The 18,364-nt window shown below is 39.9% G+C and carries 18 protein-coding genes; 10 read left to right on the top strand and 8 right to left on the bottom strand.

Features of this window, described 5'->3' with window-relative positions:
* Positions 1-72: 72 nt before the first annotated feature.
* Genes H8S64_RS18785 through H8S64_RS18770 form a run of 4 tightly spaced genes read left to right on the top strand, consistent with a single transcriptional unit; the run spans position 73 to position 3,207 of the window.
* The gene (locus H8S64_RS18785; protein WP_186978175.1) at positions 73-693 is read left to right on the top strand and encodes a DUF4254 domain-containing protein; all 621 of its coding nucleotides are present in this window, start codon (positions 73-75) and stop codon (positions 691-693) included.
* The gene (locus tag H8S64_RS18780) at positions 684-1,739 is read left to right on the top strand and encodes a glycosyltransferase family 9 protein (protein ID WP_186978173.1); all 1,056 of its coding nucleotides are present in this window, start codon (positions 684-686) and stop codon (positions 1,737-1,739) included. Before H8S64_RS18785 ends, H8S64_RS18780 begins: the two co-directional genes overlap by 10 nt.
* 56 nt (positions 1,740-1,795) lie before the next feature.
* Entirely contained in the window at positions 1,796-2,215 is a 420-nt protein-coding gene (locus H8S64_RS18775) for an FAD synthase family protein (RefSeq protein ID WP_099294185.1), read from the top strand.
* Positions 2,215-3,207 (top strand): iron-containing alcohol dehydrogenase, encoded by a 993-nt coding sequence (locus H8S64_RS18770; protein ID WP_186978171.1) that lies wholly within the window; start codon positions 2,215-2,217, stop codon positions 3,205-3,207. Before H8S64_RS18775 ends, H8S64_RS18770 begins: the two co-directional genes overlap by 1 nt.
* Here H8S64_RS18770 and H8S64_RS18765 read toward each other — a convergent pair.
* Positions 3,197-4,273 (bottom strand): CDP-glycerol glycerophosphotransferase family protein, encoded by a 1,077-nt coding sequence (locus H8S64_RS18765; RefSeq protein WP_186978169.1) that lies wholly within the window; start codon positions 4,271-4,273, stop codon positions 3,197-3,199. The two genes, H8S64_RS18770 and H8S64_RS18765, sit on opposite strands and share 11 nt — an antisense overlap.
* 189 nt (positions 4,274-4,462) lie before the next feature.
* Between H8S64_RS18765 and H8S64_RS18760 the strand changes: the two genes are divergently transcribed.
* Together H8S64_RS18760 and H8S64_RS18755 are read left to right on the top strand one after the other, a co-directional pair.
* Positions 4,463-5,422 (top strand): glycosyltransferase family 9 protein, encoded by a 960-nt coding sequence (locus H8S64_RS18760; RefSeq protein WP_186978167.1) that lies wholly within the window; start codon positions 4,463-4,465, stop codon positions 5,420-5,422.
* Positions 5,423-5,426: 4 nt separating this feature from the next.
* Positions 5,427-6,227 (top strand): DUF5672 family protein, encoded by an 801-nt coding sequence (locus tag H8S64_RS18755; RefSeq protein WP_186978165.1) that lies wholly within the window; start codon positions 5,427-5,429, stop codon positions 6,225-6,227.
* Between the two features lie 49 nt (positions 6,228-6,276).
* Here H8S64_RS18755 and H8S64_RS18750 read toward each other — a convergent pair whose 3' ends face one another.
* Positions 6,277-7,581, bottom strand: coding sequence for an O-antigen ligase family protein (locus tag H8S64_RS18750; protein WP_186978163.1), 1,305 nt, complete (start codon positions 7,579-7,581; stop codon positions 6,277-6,279).
* A 262-nt stretch (positions 7,582-7,843) separates the two neighbouring features.
* Between H8S64_RS18750 and H8S64_RS18745 the strand changes: the two genes are divergently transcribed.
* Positions 7,844-9,145 (top strand): O-antigen ligase family protein, encoded by a 1,302-nt coding sequence (locus H8S64_RS18745; RefSeq protein ID WP_255469613.1) that lies wholly within the window; start codon positions 7,844-7,846, stop codon positions 9,143-9,145.
* On the opposite strand, the gene H8S64_RS18740 is transcribed toward H8S64_RS18745, so the two are convergent.
* The 6 genes from H8S64_RS18740 to H8S64_RS18715 form a co-directional block, all read right to left on the bottom strand.
* Positions 9,138-10,565, bottom strand: coding sequence for a capsule assembly Wzi family protein (locus tag H8S64_RS18740; RefSeq protein ID WP_255469612.1), 1,428 nt, complete (start codon positions 10,563-10,565; stop codon positions 9,138-9,140). The genes H8S64_RS18745 and H8S64_RS18740 overlap by 8 nt on opposite strands.
* Positions 10,566-10,619: 54 nt before the next feature.
* On the bottom strand, positions 10,620-11,312 hold the full coding sequence (ispD, locus tag H8S64_RS18735) for a 2-C-methyl-D-erythritol 4-phosphate cytidylyltransferase (RefSeq protein ID WP_186978159.1): 693 nt from the start codon (positions 11,310-11,312) through the stop codon (positions 10,620-10,622).
* Positions 11,313-11,372: 60 nt separating this feature from the next.
* Positions 11,373-13,583 carry a GH92 family glycosyl hydrolase gene (locus H8S64_RS18730; protein WP_186978157.1) on the bottom strand — a complete coding sequence of 737 codons (2,211 nt, stop codon included), beginning with the start codon at positions 13,581-13,583 and terminating at the stop codon, positions 11,373-11,375.
* 11 nt (positions 13,584-13,594) lie between these two features.
* Entirely contained in the window at positions 13,595-14,548 is a 954-nt protein-coding gene (locus H8S64_RS18725) for an ROK family protein (protein ID WP_099294164.1), read from the bottom strand.
* Between the two features lie 272 nt (positions 14,549-14,820).
* Positions 14,821-15,528 (bottom strand): tRNA1(Val) (adenine(37)-N6)-methyltransferase, encoded by a 708-nt coding sequence (locus tag H8S64_RS18720; RefSeq protein WP_186978155.1) that lies wholly within the window; start codon positions 15,526-15,528, stop codon positions 14,821-14,823.
* A gap of 80 nt (positions 15,529-15,608) precedes the next feature.
* Positions 15,609-16,022, bottom strand: a complete 414-nt coding sequence (locus H8S64_RS18715) for a DUF5606 family protein (protein ID WP_186978153.1) — start codon at positions 16,020-16,022, stop codon at positions 15,609-15,611.
* Positions 16,023-16,174: 152 nt separating this feature from the next.
* Between H8S64_RS18715 and H8S64_RS18710 the strand changes: the two genes are divergently transcribed.
* The 3 genes from H8S64_RS18710 to H8S64_RS18700 are packed head-to-tail and all read left to right on the top strand — an operon-like array spanning position 16,175 to position 18,349.
* Complete coding sequence (locus H8S64_RS18710) at positions 16,175-16,696, top strand: RNA polymerase sigma factor (protein ID WP_186978151.1); 522 nt, start codon at positions 16,175-16,177, stop codon at positions 16,694-16,696.
* A gap of 2 nt (positions 16,697-16,698) precedes the next feature.
* Positions 16,699-17,835, top strand: a complete 1,137-nt coding sequence (locus H8S64_RS18705; RefSeq protein WP_186978149.1) for a porin family protein — start codon at positions 16,699-16,701, stop codon at positions 17,833-17,835.
* Positions 17,836-17,845: 10 nt separating this feature from the next.
* On the top strand, positions 17,846-18,349 hold the full coding sequence (locus H8S64_RS18700; RefSeq protein WP_099294154.1) for a radical SAM-associated putative lipoprotein: 504 nt from the start codon (positions 17,846-17,848) through the stop codon (positions 18,347-18,349).
* The last annotated feature ends 15 nt before the right edge of the window (positions 18,350-18,364 follow it).

Raw genomic sequence — 18,364 nt, 5'->3', positions numbered from 1 at the left:
TGTGTTTTATTGTTCAAAATTGGAATACTTTTTGCTATATTTGTAAATGTAACAAACCATAAAGAGCGGGACATGGTATTTGCAGAATTAAGTTATCAAATTTTTGAGAGGGCAACCTTGTGTTATCATGTGGCTGATAGCACGGATGCCGACATCAAGAATCCATACAAGTTAGAATCTATAGAGTATTATCTGTTCCAAAAGAATTGGGTTGATGCTATTCAATGGCACTTGGAGGATATCATACGCGATCCGGATATTGAGCCTGAATTTGCATTGCAAATCAAGCGTCGAATTGACGAGTCGAATCAAAAACGTACGGATTTGGTGGAGTTGCTGGATGAATATTTTTGGAAGAAGTATGAAAATGTGATCTTGTTGCCTCATGCCACGATAAACACGGAAAGTCCGGCTTGGGCTTTAGACCGTTTATCTATTTTGTGTTTGAAGATATATCACATGGAACAGGAAACGCAACGGGTAGACGTGAGTCAAGGGCACGTGCGTAGATGTGAGAATAAAATGCATATATTATTGGAACAGAAACGTGATTTGATTGTTGCAATCGATCTGTTACTGGAGGATATTGAAGCCGGGAGAAAATACATGAAAGTTTACAAGCAGATGAAAATGTATAACGATCCGGAATTGAATCCTGTATTATATGGAAAAGAGATTTCACGATGCGTGTAAGAAAAGTTTTGGTGATTCGCTTCCGGCGGATAGGCGATGCCGTGTTATCTGTTGTGATATGCAGCACGATAAGGAAGAGTTTTCCTGAGGCGGAGATCCATTATGTCGTGAATGATTATCTGGAACCTTTATTTCAAGATCACCCGGATGTTGACCGGGTAATCACGTTTTCCAGTCGGGAAAACGATCATTTTTTCACGTACGTGAAGAAAGTCTTCCGGTTGATGCGCGAAGAACATTATGACGTGATCGTAGATACTCGCTCCACGTTGAAAACATTATGGTTTAGTATTCTCTCTCCGGGAACAAAATATCGTATCGGTACGCGGAAATATTATAATCTTTTCTTTCATAATTACCGGATAAGGAATCATCAAGATGAAAGTTTGGATGAAGTATCCCGTAATTTGTTGTTGGTTAAGCCGCTGGAGAAAGAAGCACCTTTGGTGTATGATGCGGATTTTCGTTTGCAAGTAACGGAAGGAGAAAAGGAAGAATTTAAAAGATACATGATCGAGCAAGGGATTGATTTTTCCCGTTTGGTTATATTATGTACCCCTTTTACCCGCGTGGTGGATAAAAAGTGGGATATCCGGAAGATGAAGGAAGTGTTGTCCCGTTTGGTCTGGAAATACGATGCTCAATTGATTTTTAATTACTCGAAAGAAGAGAAAGCGGATGCTTTAAGTTTATTTGATGAAATGGGACAGGACAAGCATATCTTCGTGAACGTGGAAGCTGATACATTGCGGAAGTTGGTAGCCATGATCTCGTTATCTGATTTCTTTTTCGGGAATGAAGGCGGTCCTCGTCATATGGCGCAGGCTTGCGGAGTTCCCGGTCTGGCTATATACCCGCCTTGGGTGAACATGCAAAAGTGGCTGCCTTCCCGTGACGAACGCTATCAAGGGGTGAGTCCTTTGGATTTTATGCCTGAATCGGAAAGGGGTATGCTTTCGGATAAAGAGATATTCGATCGTCTTACCGAAGATCAGGTGTGGGGGCGGTTGGATTCCATGTTAAGAAAAATGATGAAGGATATTTAGATACCGTATTATTCATTATCTTTGGTGCCGTAATTGTGGTAAGTAAAATGAATAATATGAAGAATGTATACGTGATAGGGGTTTTCGACCTGTTTCATTTCGGTCATGTCGAGTTGCTAAGACGCGCGAGGGCGTTAGGTGATCGTTTGATCGTGGCTATTAATGGAGATGATATGGTTGCTTCTTACAAACGCAGGCCTTTTTTGTCCGAGCATGATCGACTGGAAGTCGTGAAAGCGTGTCGTTACGTGGACGAGGCTTTTATCATTCGGGAATACGATAATAAAGAATATATCAAGAAATACGGGATTAATGTTATCGTGCATGGTGATGATTGGGATGGAGAGGGGTATCTGAAACAGATTCGGGTGACACCGGAATTTCTGGAAGAGCATCATGTGGAGATGGTGTATTTACCTTACACGAAAGGAATAAGCACGTCGGAATTGGTTGAAAAGATAAGAAGCACGAAATAATGTATTCTAAAATTATAAATGTACCCATAGTTCTTGAGATCGGGGAGAATATTTTCATTCATATGGATGAGATATTGCAGCGTAATCATATTTTTTTCAAGGAGAAAATTTTAGTGACCTCCCCGGAGTTGAAAGAACTTTACAAACAGCAGATAGAGCAATTATCGTTTGATGAGATCATGCTTATTCAAGGCGGTTCTTATGAAGAAGCCCGCAAGGTGATGGGAAATATCACAAATAAGGATGCACTTTTGGTTGCTTTCGGGGGCGGAAGTGTTATTGATGCCGTGAAAATGATTTCGAACGACTTGAATCTAAGTTATATTACAGCACCTTCCACGTTGTCAAACGATGCCATTTATTCACCAATCGCTCGGCTTGTTCAAAACGGGAAAAAGCAAAGTTTCGGGGTAAAGGCTCCGTTAGGTATTATAGCGGATATTGAGATTATAAGGAGATCGCCTAGAAAATTGTTATTGGCAGGGGTGGGGGATTTGGTGTCTAATGCCAGTGCCGTGAAGGATTGGAGATTGGCGAATGCGGAAAAAGGCGAATATATTAATAATTTCGCTTTGACTTTGGCAACTCTCAGTGGTAATTCCGTGATGTCTTACACGATAGACGATATCGGAACGAATCGGTTTATCGGGGATCTGGCGAATGGACTGGTGATTTCGGGATTGGCGATGGTATTGGCGAATAGTTCACGTCCGGCGAGTGGTGGGGAACATCTGGTCAGTCATGCGATTGATGATCTTTACCCGATGCGAACGACTTTACACGGGTTGCAAGTGGCTTGGGGGCATTTGTTGTTAGAACGGGATTATCGCCAAGATGATGATGACTTCGAGAAATTGCGGCTATTCTTTGACCGAATGAAGATCACAGACGAATTGGAGCATGACCTTCACTTTTCGAGTGATGAGATCGCTCGGATTATTGCCCGGGCAAAAACTATCCGGGACAGATACACGATTTTATCTAAATTTTAGCCAGTTCTAAAAGTTTGTCCGCTATTCTTTCGGAAACTTTTCCGTCAACTTCTCCGACGACATAACGGGATAATTCTTCTCGCTTGGTTTTATTTTTGTCCGGATTTGCTAAGTTTTCACGGACATATTGTACCATTTCCTTGTAGTTTTTCGGGGTATCCCCGACTTCCCACAAGTAGAATTTCGAGATATCCAGTCGTTTGCGCACCTTGTGTGGGAATAATCTGTCTATCGGGCGATAGTGTAGAAACATATTGATAATAGCAGGTTTGCCTACCCCCGAAAATTCAAATACCGCACTTGACATATCGGAAATCAATAAGTCTGCGGCATGAAGAAACGGAAGAATATTGGTTTCGTTGAAATTTGCCAGATACACGTTGGGCGAGGTTGCCCATGTTTGTAACAAGTGCAAATCTTTCCGGTATTTTTTACGCAGGAAAAGATGCGAATGCGGTTTTAAAATAATGTTGTATTCGGCAAAGTCCTCGGGGAATTTCTTTCCCATTTTCAATACGGAAGAGGGATAGAATGTCGGGGCGTAAAGTATTGTTTTTTTGTTGGTATCCAAGTGGCGTTCTTGAAGAAATCTTTTCCGGTCATCGTCTGTCAACTTGAAATAGTTGTCCAGTTTGGAATAACCGGAAACATAAAAGATTGATTTTTTCTCGGGGTAGAGTTCGATCAAGTATTCTTCCAAGAATTTGCCATCAAGGAAACGTACATCGACTTCATTAAGTCCCGGTTCGATATTCATAGTCTTACCGCCCCATACTCCATGATTAATAAAAGCGGATTTATCGAATTGTGTATGTATATGGTGAGGAGTATTCCCGAACACGAGCGTGTTACAGAAACAATCTTCTTCTTCAAGTATATAAGTGAAGTTATTTTGCTTGCAATAATTGATAGATTCTTCCCTTTGGTTTATCTCATCACGATCTCTCGTCTTTGGAATAATCACGACATAGGGAACTTCACGTTTGATAAGTTCTCTGATAACGGGTTCAAATTGCGGAGAGTAGTATAATTTTTCGAGATAGAAGCCAATCACGTAGTTTTTCATATTTTATGATACTGTTTACACTAAATAAACGTTCGTTTAATTAATACGCAAATGTATCATTTTTTTACTTTAAACAAATGTATAATGAGATTTTTTTTTCTTCACATAATCAATGACTTATATTGTTAGAATAATTATTCCTCGATGAGGCATGTAAATATCATTAAACGAACGTTTATTGATATTATAATGAAGAGAATTATTATTAGGATGCCCAATTTTATAGGTGATTCTATTAACACGATCCCAGCTATTGAAATGGTTGTACAATCTTTTCCTCAAGCTCGGATTACTTTACTAGGACCTTTTTTCCTGCAGGAACTTTTCGAGAATGATCCTCGAATTGACAGTTTTATAGTTTCCGACAAGAGAAAAAAGCATTATTTTAAAAATGTACTCGTTATATATAAAAATAAATATGACTTGGGGATTCTATTTACTAACACTTTTGTTTCAGCATTGATTTTCAAACTGGCATTCGTGAAACAAATTGTCGGTTATCAGAGTGAAGGTAGGGGGATGTTGTTAAACTTTAGATGTCCATTGAATCGTAATGTGCACTATATTAATCGATATGCAATGCTTGTTAATTCTTTTTTGAACAATAAGTTTACGTATTTACCTCCTTTAAAATTATATTATAAACAAGAAAGAAATTTTAATTTCGATAATGATAAGGCTGTCGTAGGATTGTATTTGGGAGGAACGAATAAACGATACAGAAGATATCCAGAGGACCACTCTCTGGCGTTGTTATATCTTCTTAAAGATTATAATATGATTCTTATCGGGGATTCAAATGATGCTATTGTACAATCGTCTTATGCGCACCATGCTAATATGGATAATCTTTTAGATTTTTCGGGTAAAACTTCTGTTGGAGAGTTAATTACGACTATTGCAAATTTGGATTTATTAATTACAATAGACTCTGCCGCGATGCACATTGCTTCGGCCGTAGGGACAAAATTTATAGCACTAATGGGATTATCGACAAGTCCGACATCAACGGTTGTTCCTAAGACTAATTTAGGTGTAATTCTGAAGATTGAAAATAATATGATAGATGAAGCTTGTTATATTCAAAATATTACACCGGAAATTGTTTATCAAAATGTGCGATTGATATTGGATAAGCAGAAAGATTAACGAGATGCAAAATAAAGAGCATATTTTACAGGATTTGGTAAAGATTATCATTCCGATTTATAAAATAGATTTGAATCATTATGAAATGATATCTCTAGGGCAACTTGTACAAGTTCTTAAAGATTATCCCAAGGTTATCATTAAACCGTTCGGTCTTGATATAGAACCAATTCTTGATAAGTTTGAAAATCAATTCCATGTCCAAGATTTTGATGATCATTATTTTTCAGATATTGCCGGATATAATCGTTTGATGTTGACTCCCGAATTTTATAAACAATTTATTGATACAAAGTATATATTGATATATCAGCTGGATGCTTTTGTTTTTAGAGATGAACTGAATTATTGGTGTAAGCTCGATTATGATTACATTGGTGCGCCTTGGTTGTGCAAGTTGAAGTATGAACGGGGATTTATGAAATTATTCTTGAGAACAAGAGGTTTAATTTACTCACTCTTAAAAATAAAACACCGACAGCAATGTTTTTATCGGGTTGGCAATGGAGGTTTTTCTTTGCGCAAGACCGAAGTTTTTTATAAAATAGCAATAGAGAAACAAGAGGTTATTCGGAATTATCTTAAGCATGTTTCTAAAAGTAGTCAATTTAACGAAGATGTATTTTGGGGCTTGGAAGCTACGAAGGATAAAAAATTTCTTGTTCCGACTTGGCAAGAAGCTTTGTTTTTTTCATTTGATTTATTTCCGGAAATAGCTTATTGTAAAAATGGCAAGAGACTTCCGTTCGGTTGCCATCGCTGGAATAAAGAGTTGGATTTTTGGAATAAATATATTGAACTGTGAATGACAAACATCTGTTACTTGATGGTAAATTGTTGTTTCTAATAAATATTTAAGATTGCGTTGATTTCGTGATAATTGTTTTTTCCATTTGGACAAAAATATCACTATAGAAATAGAATAAACTTAACATGAATAATATCATTAGTCTCGTGTTGTTTAAAGCTAACAAGATAGATGTATTGTTCATGATAAAGATTATTGTGGTAAGCGAAATGATTAGGCATGAAAATCTTTTATTTTTCCACATGCGATAAAATGGGACTGCAAAAAGAAATATTATTATTCCGAGGCCGATGATTCCGCCTTGTATCCAGTAATGTATAAACGAGTTGTGTACATTTGTAAACACATCAAGTCCGGCATCAGAATTCACTAACCAATCTTTTACACGATTTTTTGCATATATGCCTAATCCCCAAATAGCAAATTCGTCGGCATGTATAAAACTTTCTCGAATAAAACCAATGCGAGGAGCTATTGTCCCTCCAGTATATATACCTTTTTTGACATTTTCGACTTCTCTTATGATTTCTTCCGTACGTTCTCCGTATTTCTCGTTTGAAGAGTTAAATACTAGTAATCCTCCAATGAACAGTAATAAACCTACCAATATTGCGAGATGTGTGCGTAATGAACTTTGTTTGAAGATATATAAATTCGCTATCATAAATCCTATGAAAAAAGCTAATATTCCGGCTTTCGTTACTGTAAATGATAGGAAAATCACGAGGAAAAGAAACATTATTCCGTACAAAATTTTCATACCACGGTGTTGCTTAATGAAAATCATGAAATATGAAATTAATGCAGTCAAAGCAATATATAGCGTTTGTGGCTCCAAGAATAAGTTACCACCTAAGAAAGACCATTTATTATCACCAAAACGACTTGAGTACAAGAATTCTATTGCTGTTCGTGGGTTTGTAAGTGCTCTTGCTTGAAGAAGGTCATAGGTAATATAAATGTTCATTAATAAACATCCGATACAAAAAAATAAGAGGAAAAGCTCTAGTAAACGAGGAGTTAACCATTTCCTTAAAGTAGTTATATAGACGGGAACTAAAATGAAGTTCAGTAGAATATCTTCAAATACTCCATAATAAGGTTTGTCTGTAATTTCACTCCTCCATTCCATGAATAAAGTTTGCAAGGATATGTATAAAAAATAAATTACAAATATCAAAATATACCCTTTTCCTTCTTTTACATTTTGTATAAACATATTCCAGTTCGTAATTGCACAAAAAAGAATAACTGAAAGTAGGAAGTAATTGAATGTTTTTCCATACAATGGGGCAAGACTTCCTAATAAGAGTCCTATAGATAAAAAGCATATTTTTTGTATCTTTTCCATGACCAAGGGGATACCAATAAATTGAATTTTAAATTCTACGGTTTAGAACATATTATATGTTCTGGGACATCAAAGGTAATGAATAGTTGTGGCTTTATAGATATTTTCTTGATGTAATTTATCAAATCTGTTGATCTTATTTGAAATGAATCTGACTATTTTGACTTGGAGAAGTTGATATATTCCCAATTTTTTATCGTCCCGATATTATAAAGAGAATATATCTTGTATATTTGTATGCCGAATGTATAATATGAGTTGGATGGTGAAGTTTCAGAAATATTTTTTTCTTTCTGTTGCTTTCCTGTTGGGAAGTATTATACCCTTGTATGGTAATGTTTTCAACTTCCTATTGTTGATATTGGTTATATTCATGTTATGGAAGCGGAAAAGCAAAGTGTGGGAGAGTTTACTGGCGGAACGATTGTATATCGGGGTGAATGTTGTATTTTTGCTTTATTTTATAGTACACACCGTGGCTGTATTATTGAAAGGAAATCCGATAGCGGAGCCTAGTTATGGGACGTTTGAGGCTTTAATACTTAATTTCGTGTTAATTCCGGTGTGGGTTGCGACGTGGCGAGAATGGATTACTCCCGGCTTGATTAAAAAATTCCTTTTGTATTTCTGTTCGGGGTGCTTGTTGCTAAATATATATATATTATTTCTTGTGGTTGGAAACAAACTATTTACATCTCCGGGTGAGGCCTTGGAATATTTGTATAACAATCGTTTCGGAGAAAATAGATATGTATTAGGGAGTAAATATTGGTTAGAAGTTCAAGCGATGCTTTTAGCTGTTTCTGCATTGGTTGTTTATTTCTTACTAATAATAGAAAAAGCGTGGAAAAAGAGAGGACTTTTGTTGTGTATGTTTGGGGTGCTTGTGGTGTTTTTGTCCTTTACCGTCACTAAATCTGCTATATTGGGTTTCTTGTTAGGTTTTATCGTGATGAATTTTTATTTGTTCCGAAAACTTTCTTTCAAGCGACAATTTTTGTTTGTTGGCGGTGCTTTGGTTTTCGTGTTGAGCTTAACTTTATTGATGGATTTAAATAAATATGAAGAACGGATACATGAAGTGGGAATTGAGGTGCAAAATGTACGTGAAGGGAAGTTTGTAGGTGGAACAGTTGCTCCGCGGCTTGCGTTTATAAAGGAGAGTTTCAGGCACTGGGATGAGTTTGCCTTGTGGGGATTAGGTGTAACTACAAAACACCGAATAAAGGCATGGTATGAAGCTTCGGATTTGAATATTGCGGTTTTTAATAATGTGAATAATACTTTCCTTCAATATTGGATTACGGCAGGATTGGTAGGTTTAGCTGTCATGATCTTTTTGTTTTTTGCACCACTTTATCGAATGATTAAAAGAAAGAGGTTTTCATTCTTAATCCTGTCTGTATTATTGGTCTTTCTTGTTGTCAGTAATTCGTGTGTCACTTTATCGTGGGCAAATTCACGGGCATTGATGTTGATATTTCTTGCCATGTTTTATTTCTACGGGGATATGTTCTCCCAATTGGAAAACGATATTCCCCAAGAAGAAAAGCCTTCTATTTGATAAGCTTTCCTTTGCGGCTGAGTTTGATCGTGAAGCCGAAATTGTTTTTGAAAAGTTTGCCTAAGTCACTGTATAAGCCTGTTTCTATTGTAAACGGTAATTTGCGGAAAGGAAGAGTCACTTCCAATGCACCGGAGAACTGATCTTTATTGAATTTGTTTCCGTATGTCCCGTAGTTTTTTGAATACGAGAGTAATAATTTGTAAGGAGTTGTTTGCCATGCCATACCTTTTATCCCGATGTGGTGTCCAATGATACGGTTATTGATGATTCTAGTAAGGTTATCGCTTAAACCGGGTGTCATGAACGGGCTGCCGATAACTTGTCCGTATAGAGTCCATCCGTTGGCGTATTCACCATTATTAAAATAGTTATCACATCCTCCGAGTACTTTCCTCCCGTAGAAATGACTGTTCGGGTCTTGTTTCGCTATTTCTTCCGGTGTTGCAGGTCTGTCATGGCGAGAGCCGGATTGATATTTGGTATAATAGAATTCATATATGACGTCGGATATCCATTGTTGCGGATTTTTTGAACCGTAATAGAAACAATAAGTTCCGTCCGGGAAGGAGCGAAAATCTGTCCCCGAGCCATCTTCGAAAGGGATATCGTGGTAAAATGATAATATGTAATTATCGGCAAGATAATTAATTCTTAGATGTTCCCGTCCCAAATGATTTCCCAAGGCATTGATAGAATCGCTGGTTGTGGCTCCCGCACCGCCGCCATCGGCAAAAATGATGCGGCCGTAATCACTGAAAGAGCCGGGTTGTTTTCCTAGAGTGGGATGTTTGCCTGCCCATTGTGCCCAATGTTCCAATCCGGCAATGATTTCCCAACGGCGATGAGGGGTGATTTTCACGTAAAGAGATTTGTTGTGCAAGCGAATATCTTTCACGTAACTATTGTCAGTCATCATATAATCAGCCCAATTAAATTGGAAAGCGATGATTCCTTTTGTGCCGGGAATATCTATAAAATCACTTCTAAGGTTATAACCCGGGAAAGTTCGGGAATTTCCGGAACGGACAAAATCCCCGTTGGTGGAAGAAACACCGTTATATTCTTCTTCCGGTTGAATCATGCCCAGATCGAGCCGAAGTTTACGCCAGCGGGCACTTACAAAAAGTTGGTCTAAAATAATTTTATTTCCCGGACTGGAGAGATATCCCCCCGCGGATACCCCATAGGCGAATTGAATCTTGTGTTTGTTCGTGAAATCGGAATAGAACCCTAGTTCCAATAAGGTTCCGTTCCCGTTAGACATAAGTCCATGCCGATTGCTGACAGCCCAAAAGGGTAATGTCTTCTGTGTGGAAGCGAATCCCGATAAAGATGCGTTATAAACTACATCTCGTTTTTGTCCTTGGCCTGAAAACGAAAACAGGGTTACAAGGATACATACCAAAAAAATCCTCATGTCGCCGATTTATGCACGTCTATTATTAATCTTCAGCGACAAATGTATCTCTTTCTAGCCTAAAAGGCATCGTTCGATCAAAGAAATATCTTCTTTATAGGTTAATTTAACATTAGAAGGTGAGCCTTGGATAATTTTGATAGAAATCTCCGGTAAATAGCGTTTCACGACACCACAATCGTCCGTGCTGAAAAAACAGGGATCTGTAAGTGCTTTATTATAAGCTCCTCGCAACGTGTTTGCTAGGAAGCCTTGTGGCGTTTGTACTTGAAATAGGGTAGAACGATCGGGGATGGCGTTCACGAATTGTTTCGTGGCATCACTTTGCAAAATGGTATCAGTGGCAGGAATGGCTGTCGTGCAGGCTTCACAATTGTCGAGAGCCTCAATCGTGTCACTGATCATTTGTTGGGTGACTAATAATCGCACGGCATCGTGAATGATGAATTTGCAATTCGTGTCTTGATAGGCGTTTAAGGCGGCTAAAGTGGAATGGTAACGTTCTTTGCCACCCGGGATAATCATTCTTACTTTGCCAAATCTTTCCTTGGTAACAATCTCTTGTGTTTCATTCAAGTAATCTTTATGGACAACAATAATGATTTCGTCAATAAGTTCGTTTTGCTCGAATACTCCGAGTGTATGAGCCAATACTGTTTTCCCTGCAATGGTGATAAATTGCTTCGGGAGTTCGCTGCCTAATCGTCGACCGGAACCACCGGCCAGAATTACTCCAATGCTCTTCATTATAATTGAAAATTGAAAATGTGAGTTTCTCAATCTTTAAGAGGTTTGACAAAGGTAGATTTAATCGGCAATTATAGAATCCGTTAATTCGAATTCCAGTTCGCCGCCGTTTATGATTTCATCATGCGTAATCCATGTGCGATCCAAGGGGTCTCCGTTCAATAAAACTCTTTTCACGTAAATGTATTGATCGTTTTCCCTATTGGCTTTTATCACGAAACGGCGATCTTGCCCGAGTTTGATAATTACTTTCTTGAATAAGGGCGTCCCTAACTGGTATTTGGTGTCACAAGGATTGACCGGATAGAATCCTAGGGCAGAGAATACATACCACGCGGACATTTGACCACAATCCTCGTTACCGCACAGACCGTCGGGACGATCCGTGTAAAGTTCCCGGCGAATTTTGTCTATATAGTATTGAGTCTTGTATGGTTTGTCCGTGTAATTGAACAAATAAGCCACGTGGTGAGAAGGTTCATTTCCTTGGGCGTATTGTCCGATTAATCCGCTGATGTCGGGAGAAGCGTTGCTGCCCTCGATGACGGAAGGCAGGGTGAACAAGCTGTCTAATTTTCGGGCGAAAGCTTCTTTGCCGCCGTGTAAAGAGATAAAGCCGTCGATATCATGGGGAACAAACCACGAGTATTGCCAAGCATTTCCTTCCGTGTAATCGTCGTTGCGATGCGTGGACGAGAAAGGGGAGAAAGGAGTTCTCCAACTGCCGTCCGCTAATTTGCCCCGCATCAATCCGGTTGAAGGATCGAAGAGGTTCTTGTAATTTTTAGATGATTCCATGAAAAAGAGATAATCGTTTTCTTTCCCCAAGGCTTTTGCCATTTGCGCGATACACCAGTCGTCATAAGCAAATTCAAGGGTTTTGGATACTGATTCTTTTTCCAGATCACACGGGATATAATTGTATTCCCGGAAAAGTTCCAGTCCGTGTCCTTTGGAAAGGGATGTTTCTTTCATCGCCTCGTATGCTTTTTCCACGTCATACCCCCGGATTCCTTTTAAATAGGCTTCCGTGATAACCGGAATGGCGTGATTGCCTATCATGCAGTGGCTCTCGTTACCCATTAGTTCCCAGTTAGGTAACAACCCGTGAATCTCGTAATGCCGGATGAAAGAGTTGATCATATCATTCACCCGATCTTTTTGAGTAATGGTAAAGAGAGGGTGTGATGCCCGGAATGTATCCCACAAGGAGAATACCGTGTATTGATTTTCTTTCCCCACGCTATGAATTTCTCCGTCCGGTCCTTTATAATTCCCGTGTGCATCAGAGAACAAATAAGGGGCAAGGTATGCGTGATAGAGAGCCGTGTAGAATGTGCGTGTTTCCTCTTTTGTGCCGCCCTCGACTTTGATACGCGATAAAGCCCGTTTCCATTGTTGCTTGGCTTCTCTGCGCACTTTATCAAAGCTCCAGTGCGGGAGTTCTTGATCAAGGTTTGCCGCAGCTCCCTCGCAGTTTGCAGATGAAATGCTGACTTTGACCAATATTTTGTTGGTTACCGTACCGAAATCAATCCATGCATATCCTTTATCGGAAACGATTTTTTGTCCGTTTCTCAATAATTGCAACGTGTCAACACCCGCCCAGACGTCAACATCCTGCGAGAATTCCATGAAAAAATAGACATTGTGTTCCCGTGCCCAACCGGTGGATTTTCGATAGCCTTGTATCGTGCGGTTATTGATTTTCTTGATAGAGGTCATTACCGTGCGATCCCAATTTCTTGCCGTGGTTAAATCCAGTGTCAGCCCGTGGATAGCATTAGACGGGTATTGATAGGCGTGCATTCCACAACGGTTGGTGACCGATAATTCGGTTTTTATACCGTTGTCGAAAGTTACGCTATAATATCCGGGTTCGGCTGTCTCGTTGGCATGAGAGTATTTGGCGTATCCGGAAGTGATGAAGTCGATGGCTTTTTCTCCCGGTCGCGGGCGTCTTGTGACGGGTAGAAGTCGGATATCCTGCAAATCGCCGATTCCGGTCCCGCTTAAATGTGAATGTGAGAACGAGGATATGATACTATCACTGTAATGATAGCCGGAACACCACTCCCAACCGCTGCGCGGATTATCCGGGCTCAGTTGAATCCCCCCGAAAGGTACTGCCGCACCGGGGAAGCAATGTCCTTGTCCGGCAGTCCCGATAAATGGATCAACGTAGTCCGTTACTCGTGTTTCTTTTTCTTTTCGACAGGATGTAAAGAACCCGGTAAAACAAAGCAGGAGTAGAAGGAGTCGTGTTTTCATGATATTCGTTTCTAGGCATTTAATTCATTCCATACAAGCGCGGATGCCCCGTAAATGGCGGCATTCGTGGGTAGTGACGATCGAAGTATTTTTACTTTTTGCTTGAATACATACAACATATTGGCTTCCATTTGTTCCTGCGTGGTCTTGAACAACCATTCACCGGCGTTTGCCACGCCGCCTTGCAGGAATATGGCTTCCGGGCTGATTATGGCAACCAGATTTGCCAATGCTTTGCCCAATTGTTCCCCGGTGATTTTGAAAGCTTCAAGAGCGATGGGATCTCCTTTTTGAGCGGCATCGTATACTTTCTTTGCCGTGATTTCCGTGTAAGGAATGTCCCGGAGTGTGCTGGGGGTATTTTCAAGAGCGAGCAACTCGCAAGCCGTGCGTTTGATTCCGGTAGCGGACGCGTAGGTTTCCAAACATCCCCGACGACCGCAATTACAGTACCTGTCACCGCCGCACACGAGCGTATGTCCTACTTCACCGGCCAGACCGTCGTGCCCGTAAACGAGTTTTCCGTTCACCACGATTCCACTACCCAGTCCGGTTCCCAGCGTGATAATCACGAAATCTTTCATGCCTTTCGCCCCGCCGTACACCATTTCCCCGATAGCCGCGGCTTTCGCGTCATTCGTGATAAAGGAGGGTACGTTGAATTGTCTTACAAGCAATTCAACCATGGGAATCGTGCCTTTCCATGATAGATTGGCCGCATTCTCGATCGTACCGTTGAAATAATTACCATTCGGGGCACCGACACCAATGCCGACCAGTTTAACGTCCAGTTTGGAGAGTTCTTTTTTTACCGCTTTATGTAAGTCCAGAACGAAATCTTGTGGAGTATTGTATGCCGTGGTGGATAAAGATCCGTCTGCCAGACAATTCCCATTTTTATCAATGATTCCGAAAGCGATGTTGGTACCGCCAATGTCAATACCTAAAGAGACAGTAGTTTGCATAAATAATATATAAATTTGACAACAACATGATTTGCATTTTTAACGCGGTTAAAGGTAATAAAAAAATAAGAGACCGATGGGGCGATCTCTTATTTAATTACTAACTACTAACCTAAACATACAAACTTATGAAAAAAAACTGTGTCTTCTATCTGTTTTCTACATTACAAAGATAGGGGGTATTCTATGATTTAATAGTTAATAGTTCGTTAATCTTTTGTGTATATAGATTTAAATCTGATAAACGAAATGCAATAAAAACACGATCAAATTTAGAGTTTCAAATAGAAATCTTTTGTTAATCGAGCGTAACTCTCGTGATAAACGTGACGTTCGGTTTCTAGTGTAATTGTTTTATTTACAATATCTTTTTGTCGCTTGGAAATTTCCATGAGCTTACGCTTCGGGGGCTTGTTCGGGGTTGGGCAAATTGTTGTAAATTTGTTAATAAACCATTTGTGCGATTGCACTAGTGTTATAAAATGCTCCGTTTCGGGAATCGGTAAGATGATACAAATTTTTCCTTCCGGGGATAGTAGTTTTTCGGAAACATTTAATATGTCCTCGTGCGAGAGTGTCGAGCAATGGCGTGCCATTGTTTTGCTTCGTTCCGGGTTTTGAGTGGAGTTGATAAAGAATGGCGGGTTGCACGTGATGATATCATACAGGTAATCCTGTTTGAAATCTTGTACCCGTCCTTGGAAAACTTGAATTCTCTCTTTCCACGGGCAATCTTGCACGTTTTCTTTTGCTTGCTTGCAGGCGGCAGGATCGATTTCTATGGCGTCTATTTGTAATTCCGGGTTTCGTTGAGCTGCCATGATAGCTATAAGTCCTGTCCCGGTCCCGATGTCCAGCAAACGGTGTGTGTCGGTTAAGTCTGCCCACGCTCCTAAAAGAACACCGTCTGTGCCGACTTTCATCGCGCATCTGTCTTGACGGATCGTGAACTGTTTAAATTGGAAGTAATCGTTTGCCATAATTAGTTGCCTTTGCAAGGCTTAAAGTTTATAAGGTTCATAAACTTTATGAACCTTATGAACCTTATAAACTTTATAAACTATTTTTCTTCTTCTTTCTTCTCCTCTTCTTCTTCGAGGTTTAGCATGTTTTTCTCCAATAGTAAGTTGTACCATTGAATCATTTTGCGCATGTCTGACACGTAAACCCGGTCTGCATCATATTCCGGAACGACGGATTCAATGTAATTCGTGATAACATTGGAGGCTTCCTTGTGATTGATTGTCGGCTTGCCTTCTTCTTTTTTGTAGATTCGTTTGAATACTTCTTTTAAAGGCATGTCTTCATCTTCCGTGTATATGGAAATATCTTCAAGAGAAATAATTTTCGCGTTAGAATAAGCAGGAAAGCGTTTTCCGTCAAGTAATGATTCTACGATTAAAGCATTCGATGTATTGCTAATTAATTTGTATAATCCCGGTTTTCCTGAGATGGATAAAATTTCTTTCAACATATTGCTTTCTTTTTGTGTTTAAATGAGGGACAAAAATACGAATCAATGTTTAAAACTAAAAACAATGAATTGTTTATTTTTTTCGCACTCTCGTGCAACGTTTGGATAAAAAAGTGCATCTTGCTTGTGAAAAAGGATAATAAACGTGACTAATGGACGAAGCGTGGGTGATAGAGGAATGCCGGAAAGGTAATCCGAAAGCACAAAAGTCTCTGTATGAATATTTCGCTCCCAGAATGATGGGCGTGTGTATCCGTTATGCCGGGAATCGGGATGCGGCAGGAGATTTATTGCAGGATGGCTTCGTGAAGGTTTTCACGCGATTGAATGAATATATGGCGGTTGGTAGTTTCGAGGGGTGGATGCGGAAAATATTTATCAATTGCGCATTGGAGAGGATTCGTAAGGAGAGGATTTTTTCCAGAGTAATAGAAGGGGAGATTGATGTGGAGGATACGATACCTTCGGTATTAGAGACGTTGACGGAAATGGAGATGTTGCAAATGATCCGGTTATTGCCCGAGGGCTACCGTACGGTGTTTAATTTATTTGCAATCGAAGGATTCTCGCATAAGGAAATCGGGGAGATGCTTCATATCACGGAAGGTACTTCCCGGTCACAATATGCCAGAGCCCGACAGTGTTTACAGGAAATGATCAGAAAGATGTATTGATTATGGATAAAAGAGAGCGATTTGACGATATTTTCCGGGAGCGGTTATACGATTTGAAGTATAACCCGACGGAAGCCGCTTGGGAAGGGATTGCCGCCCGTCTTCCACGTCGTCGTTTTGTCCATAAGCGGGTGTACCGGGTGGTTGCCGTGGCGGCGGTTTTATTGCTTGTGGTTAGCGGGAGCATTTTATATTTGTGGCACGAGGGTGAAGATAATTTTTCTCCCGTTATCGTGTTACAAAACGAGAAAATGAGTCCCGTACCGTTAATCACGAGCGAGAAGAAGATTGTATTAGTCGCGGAGGCTGCTGGAATAAGGGAATTGAAGCCGGTGTCTTGCAAGGAAAATAGTGTATTGCGGGAATTTGTACAAGCGTGTAGTCCGATAAATAGAAACTTGGTGGCTTTGCAACACGAGGGCGAATCCGCGATGATATTAGCCGATTGTGATGTTACTCCTTCGATAAAGAAGAAGGCACGTAAGTGGCGAATTGGAGTGGGAAGCGGCAATTTAGGATTGGCAGGCGTTTCTTTGAATAATGTAGATAATATGGCTCCGTCGCAAGATTTGGGAAACAATACGGCTCCTGAAGATAACGATAGACAGCCATTGTCTAGGGCAACATCGACACCCCGTTATGAACCGGAAAAGTCGACTCGGGTAAAACATTTAATGCCTGTATCCATAGGTCTTTCTGTGTCTTATCCGTTAAATGAACGTTGGAGTTTTCAAACCGGATTGACATACACGTATTTACGTTCAAAATGGAAACATGAATCAAGTAGTTGGGTTGTTCAAAAACAATCGCTGCATTTTATCGGGATACCTGTTTCGGTAAATTATAGACTCACGAATTGGTTACGTCCATATTGTTATTTCAATGCCGGAGTATTGGCAGAGGTAAATGTCGCAGGGCGACTTAAAAACTCGTATGGACATGAAGATATACGTGTGCCGGGAATATTGTGGACAACATATACACGCGTGGGAATTGCTTATCCGCTGATCCGTTTTGTTTCGATCTACGCAGAGGGTGGAATGTGTTATTATTTTAATTACAGGGGAACAATTGAAACCGTTCGTTCCGAGAATGCATTCAATTTTACGGGACAACTGGGGTTGCGGTTAAACTTTTAAACACGAGAATATGAAACGATTAAAAAGTTATATGACAGGTGCTTGGAAATGGTTGCTTTCCTCTTTGTGGGTTGTATTTGGATTTACGGCTTGTGAAGAAGAATATGAAGCATCTATGTATGGTTCTCCTCATGCCACTTTTGTTATTAAGGGAAAAGTTGAAAATAGTGCTAAACAGGGCTTGCCTAGAGTTCAAATTGTTATACCTTTGTATGAGGTTCGTGATACAGTGGAAGGTGTGCCCGTGAAAAAGGAGTATGGCGATACGTTATATACAGACCAAAGAGGACAATTTTTTTGGGAACGTGTAGATTACCCGGGAGGGAAGGATTTTGAATTACGATTTTACGATATATACCCGCGGGAAGGTTGTGATGCGTGTCAAGCAGATACTTTAAAGGTTAGTTTCTCTCGGGATGAACTGATAAAGGGTGAAGATGATGACAATTCATGGTATTTCGGACGTGCCGATAAAAATATAACCGTTGTGCTGGAAGAAAAACGGGATGAATGATAATATTAAAAGTAA

Source organism: Butyricimonas hominis (assembly GCF_014287455.1).
Classification (GTDB): domain Bacteria; phylum Bacteroidota; class Bacteroidia; order Bacteroidales; family Marinifilaceae; genus Butyricimonas; species Butyricimonas muris.
This window is presented reverse-complemented; position numbering and strand designations above follow the sequence as displayed.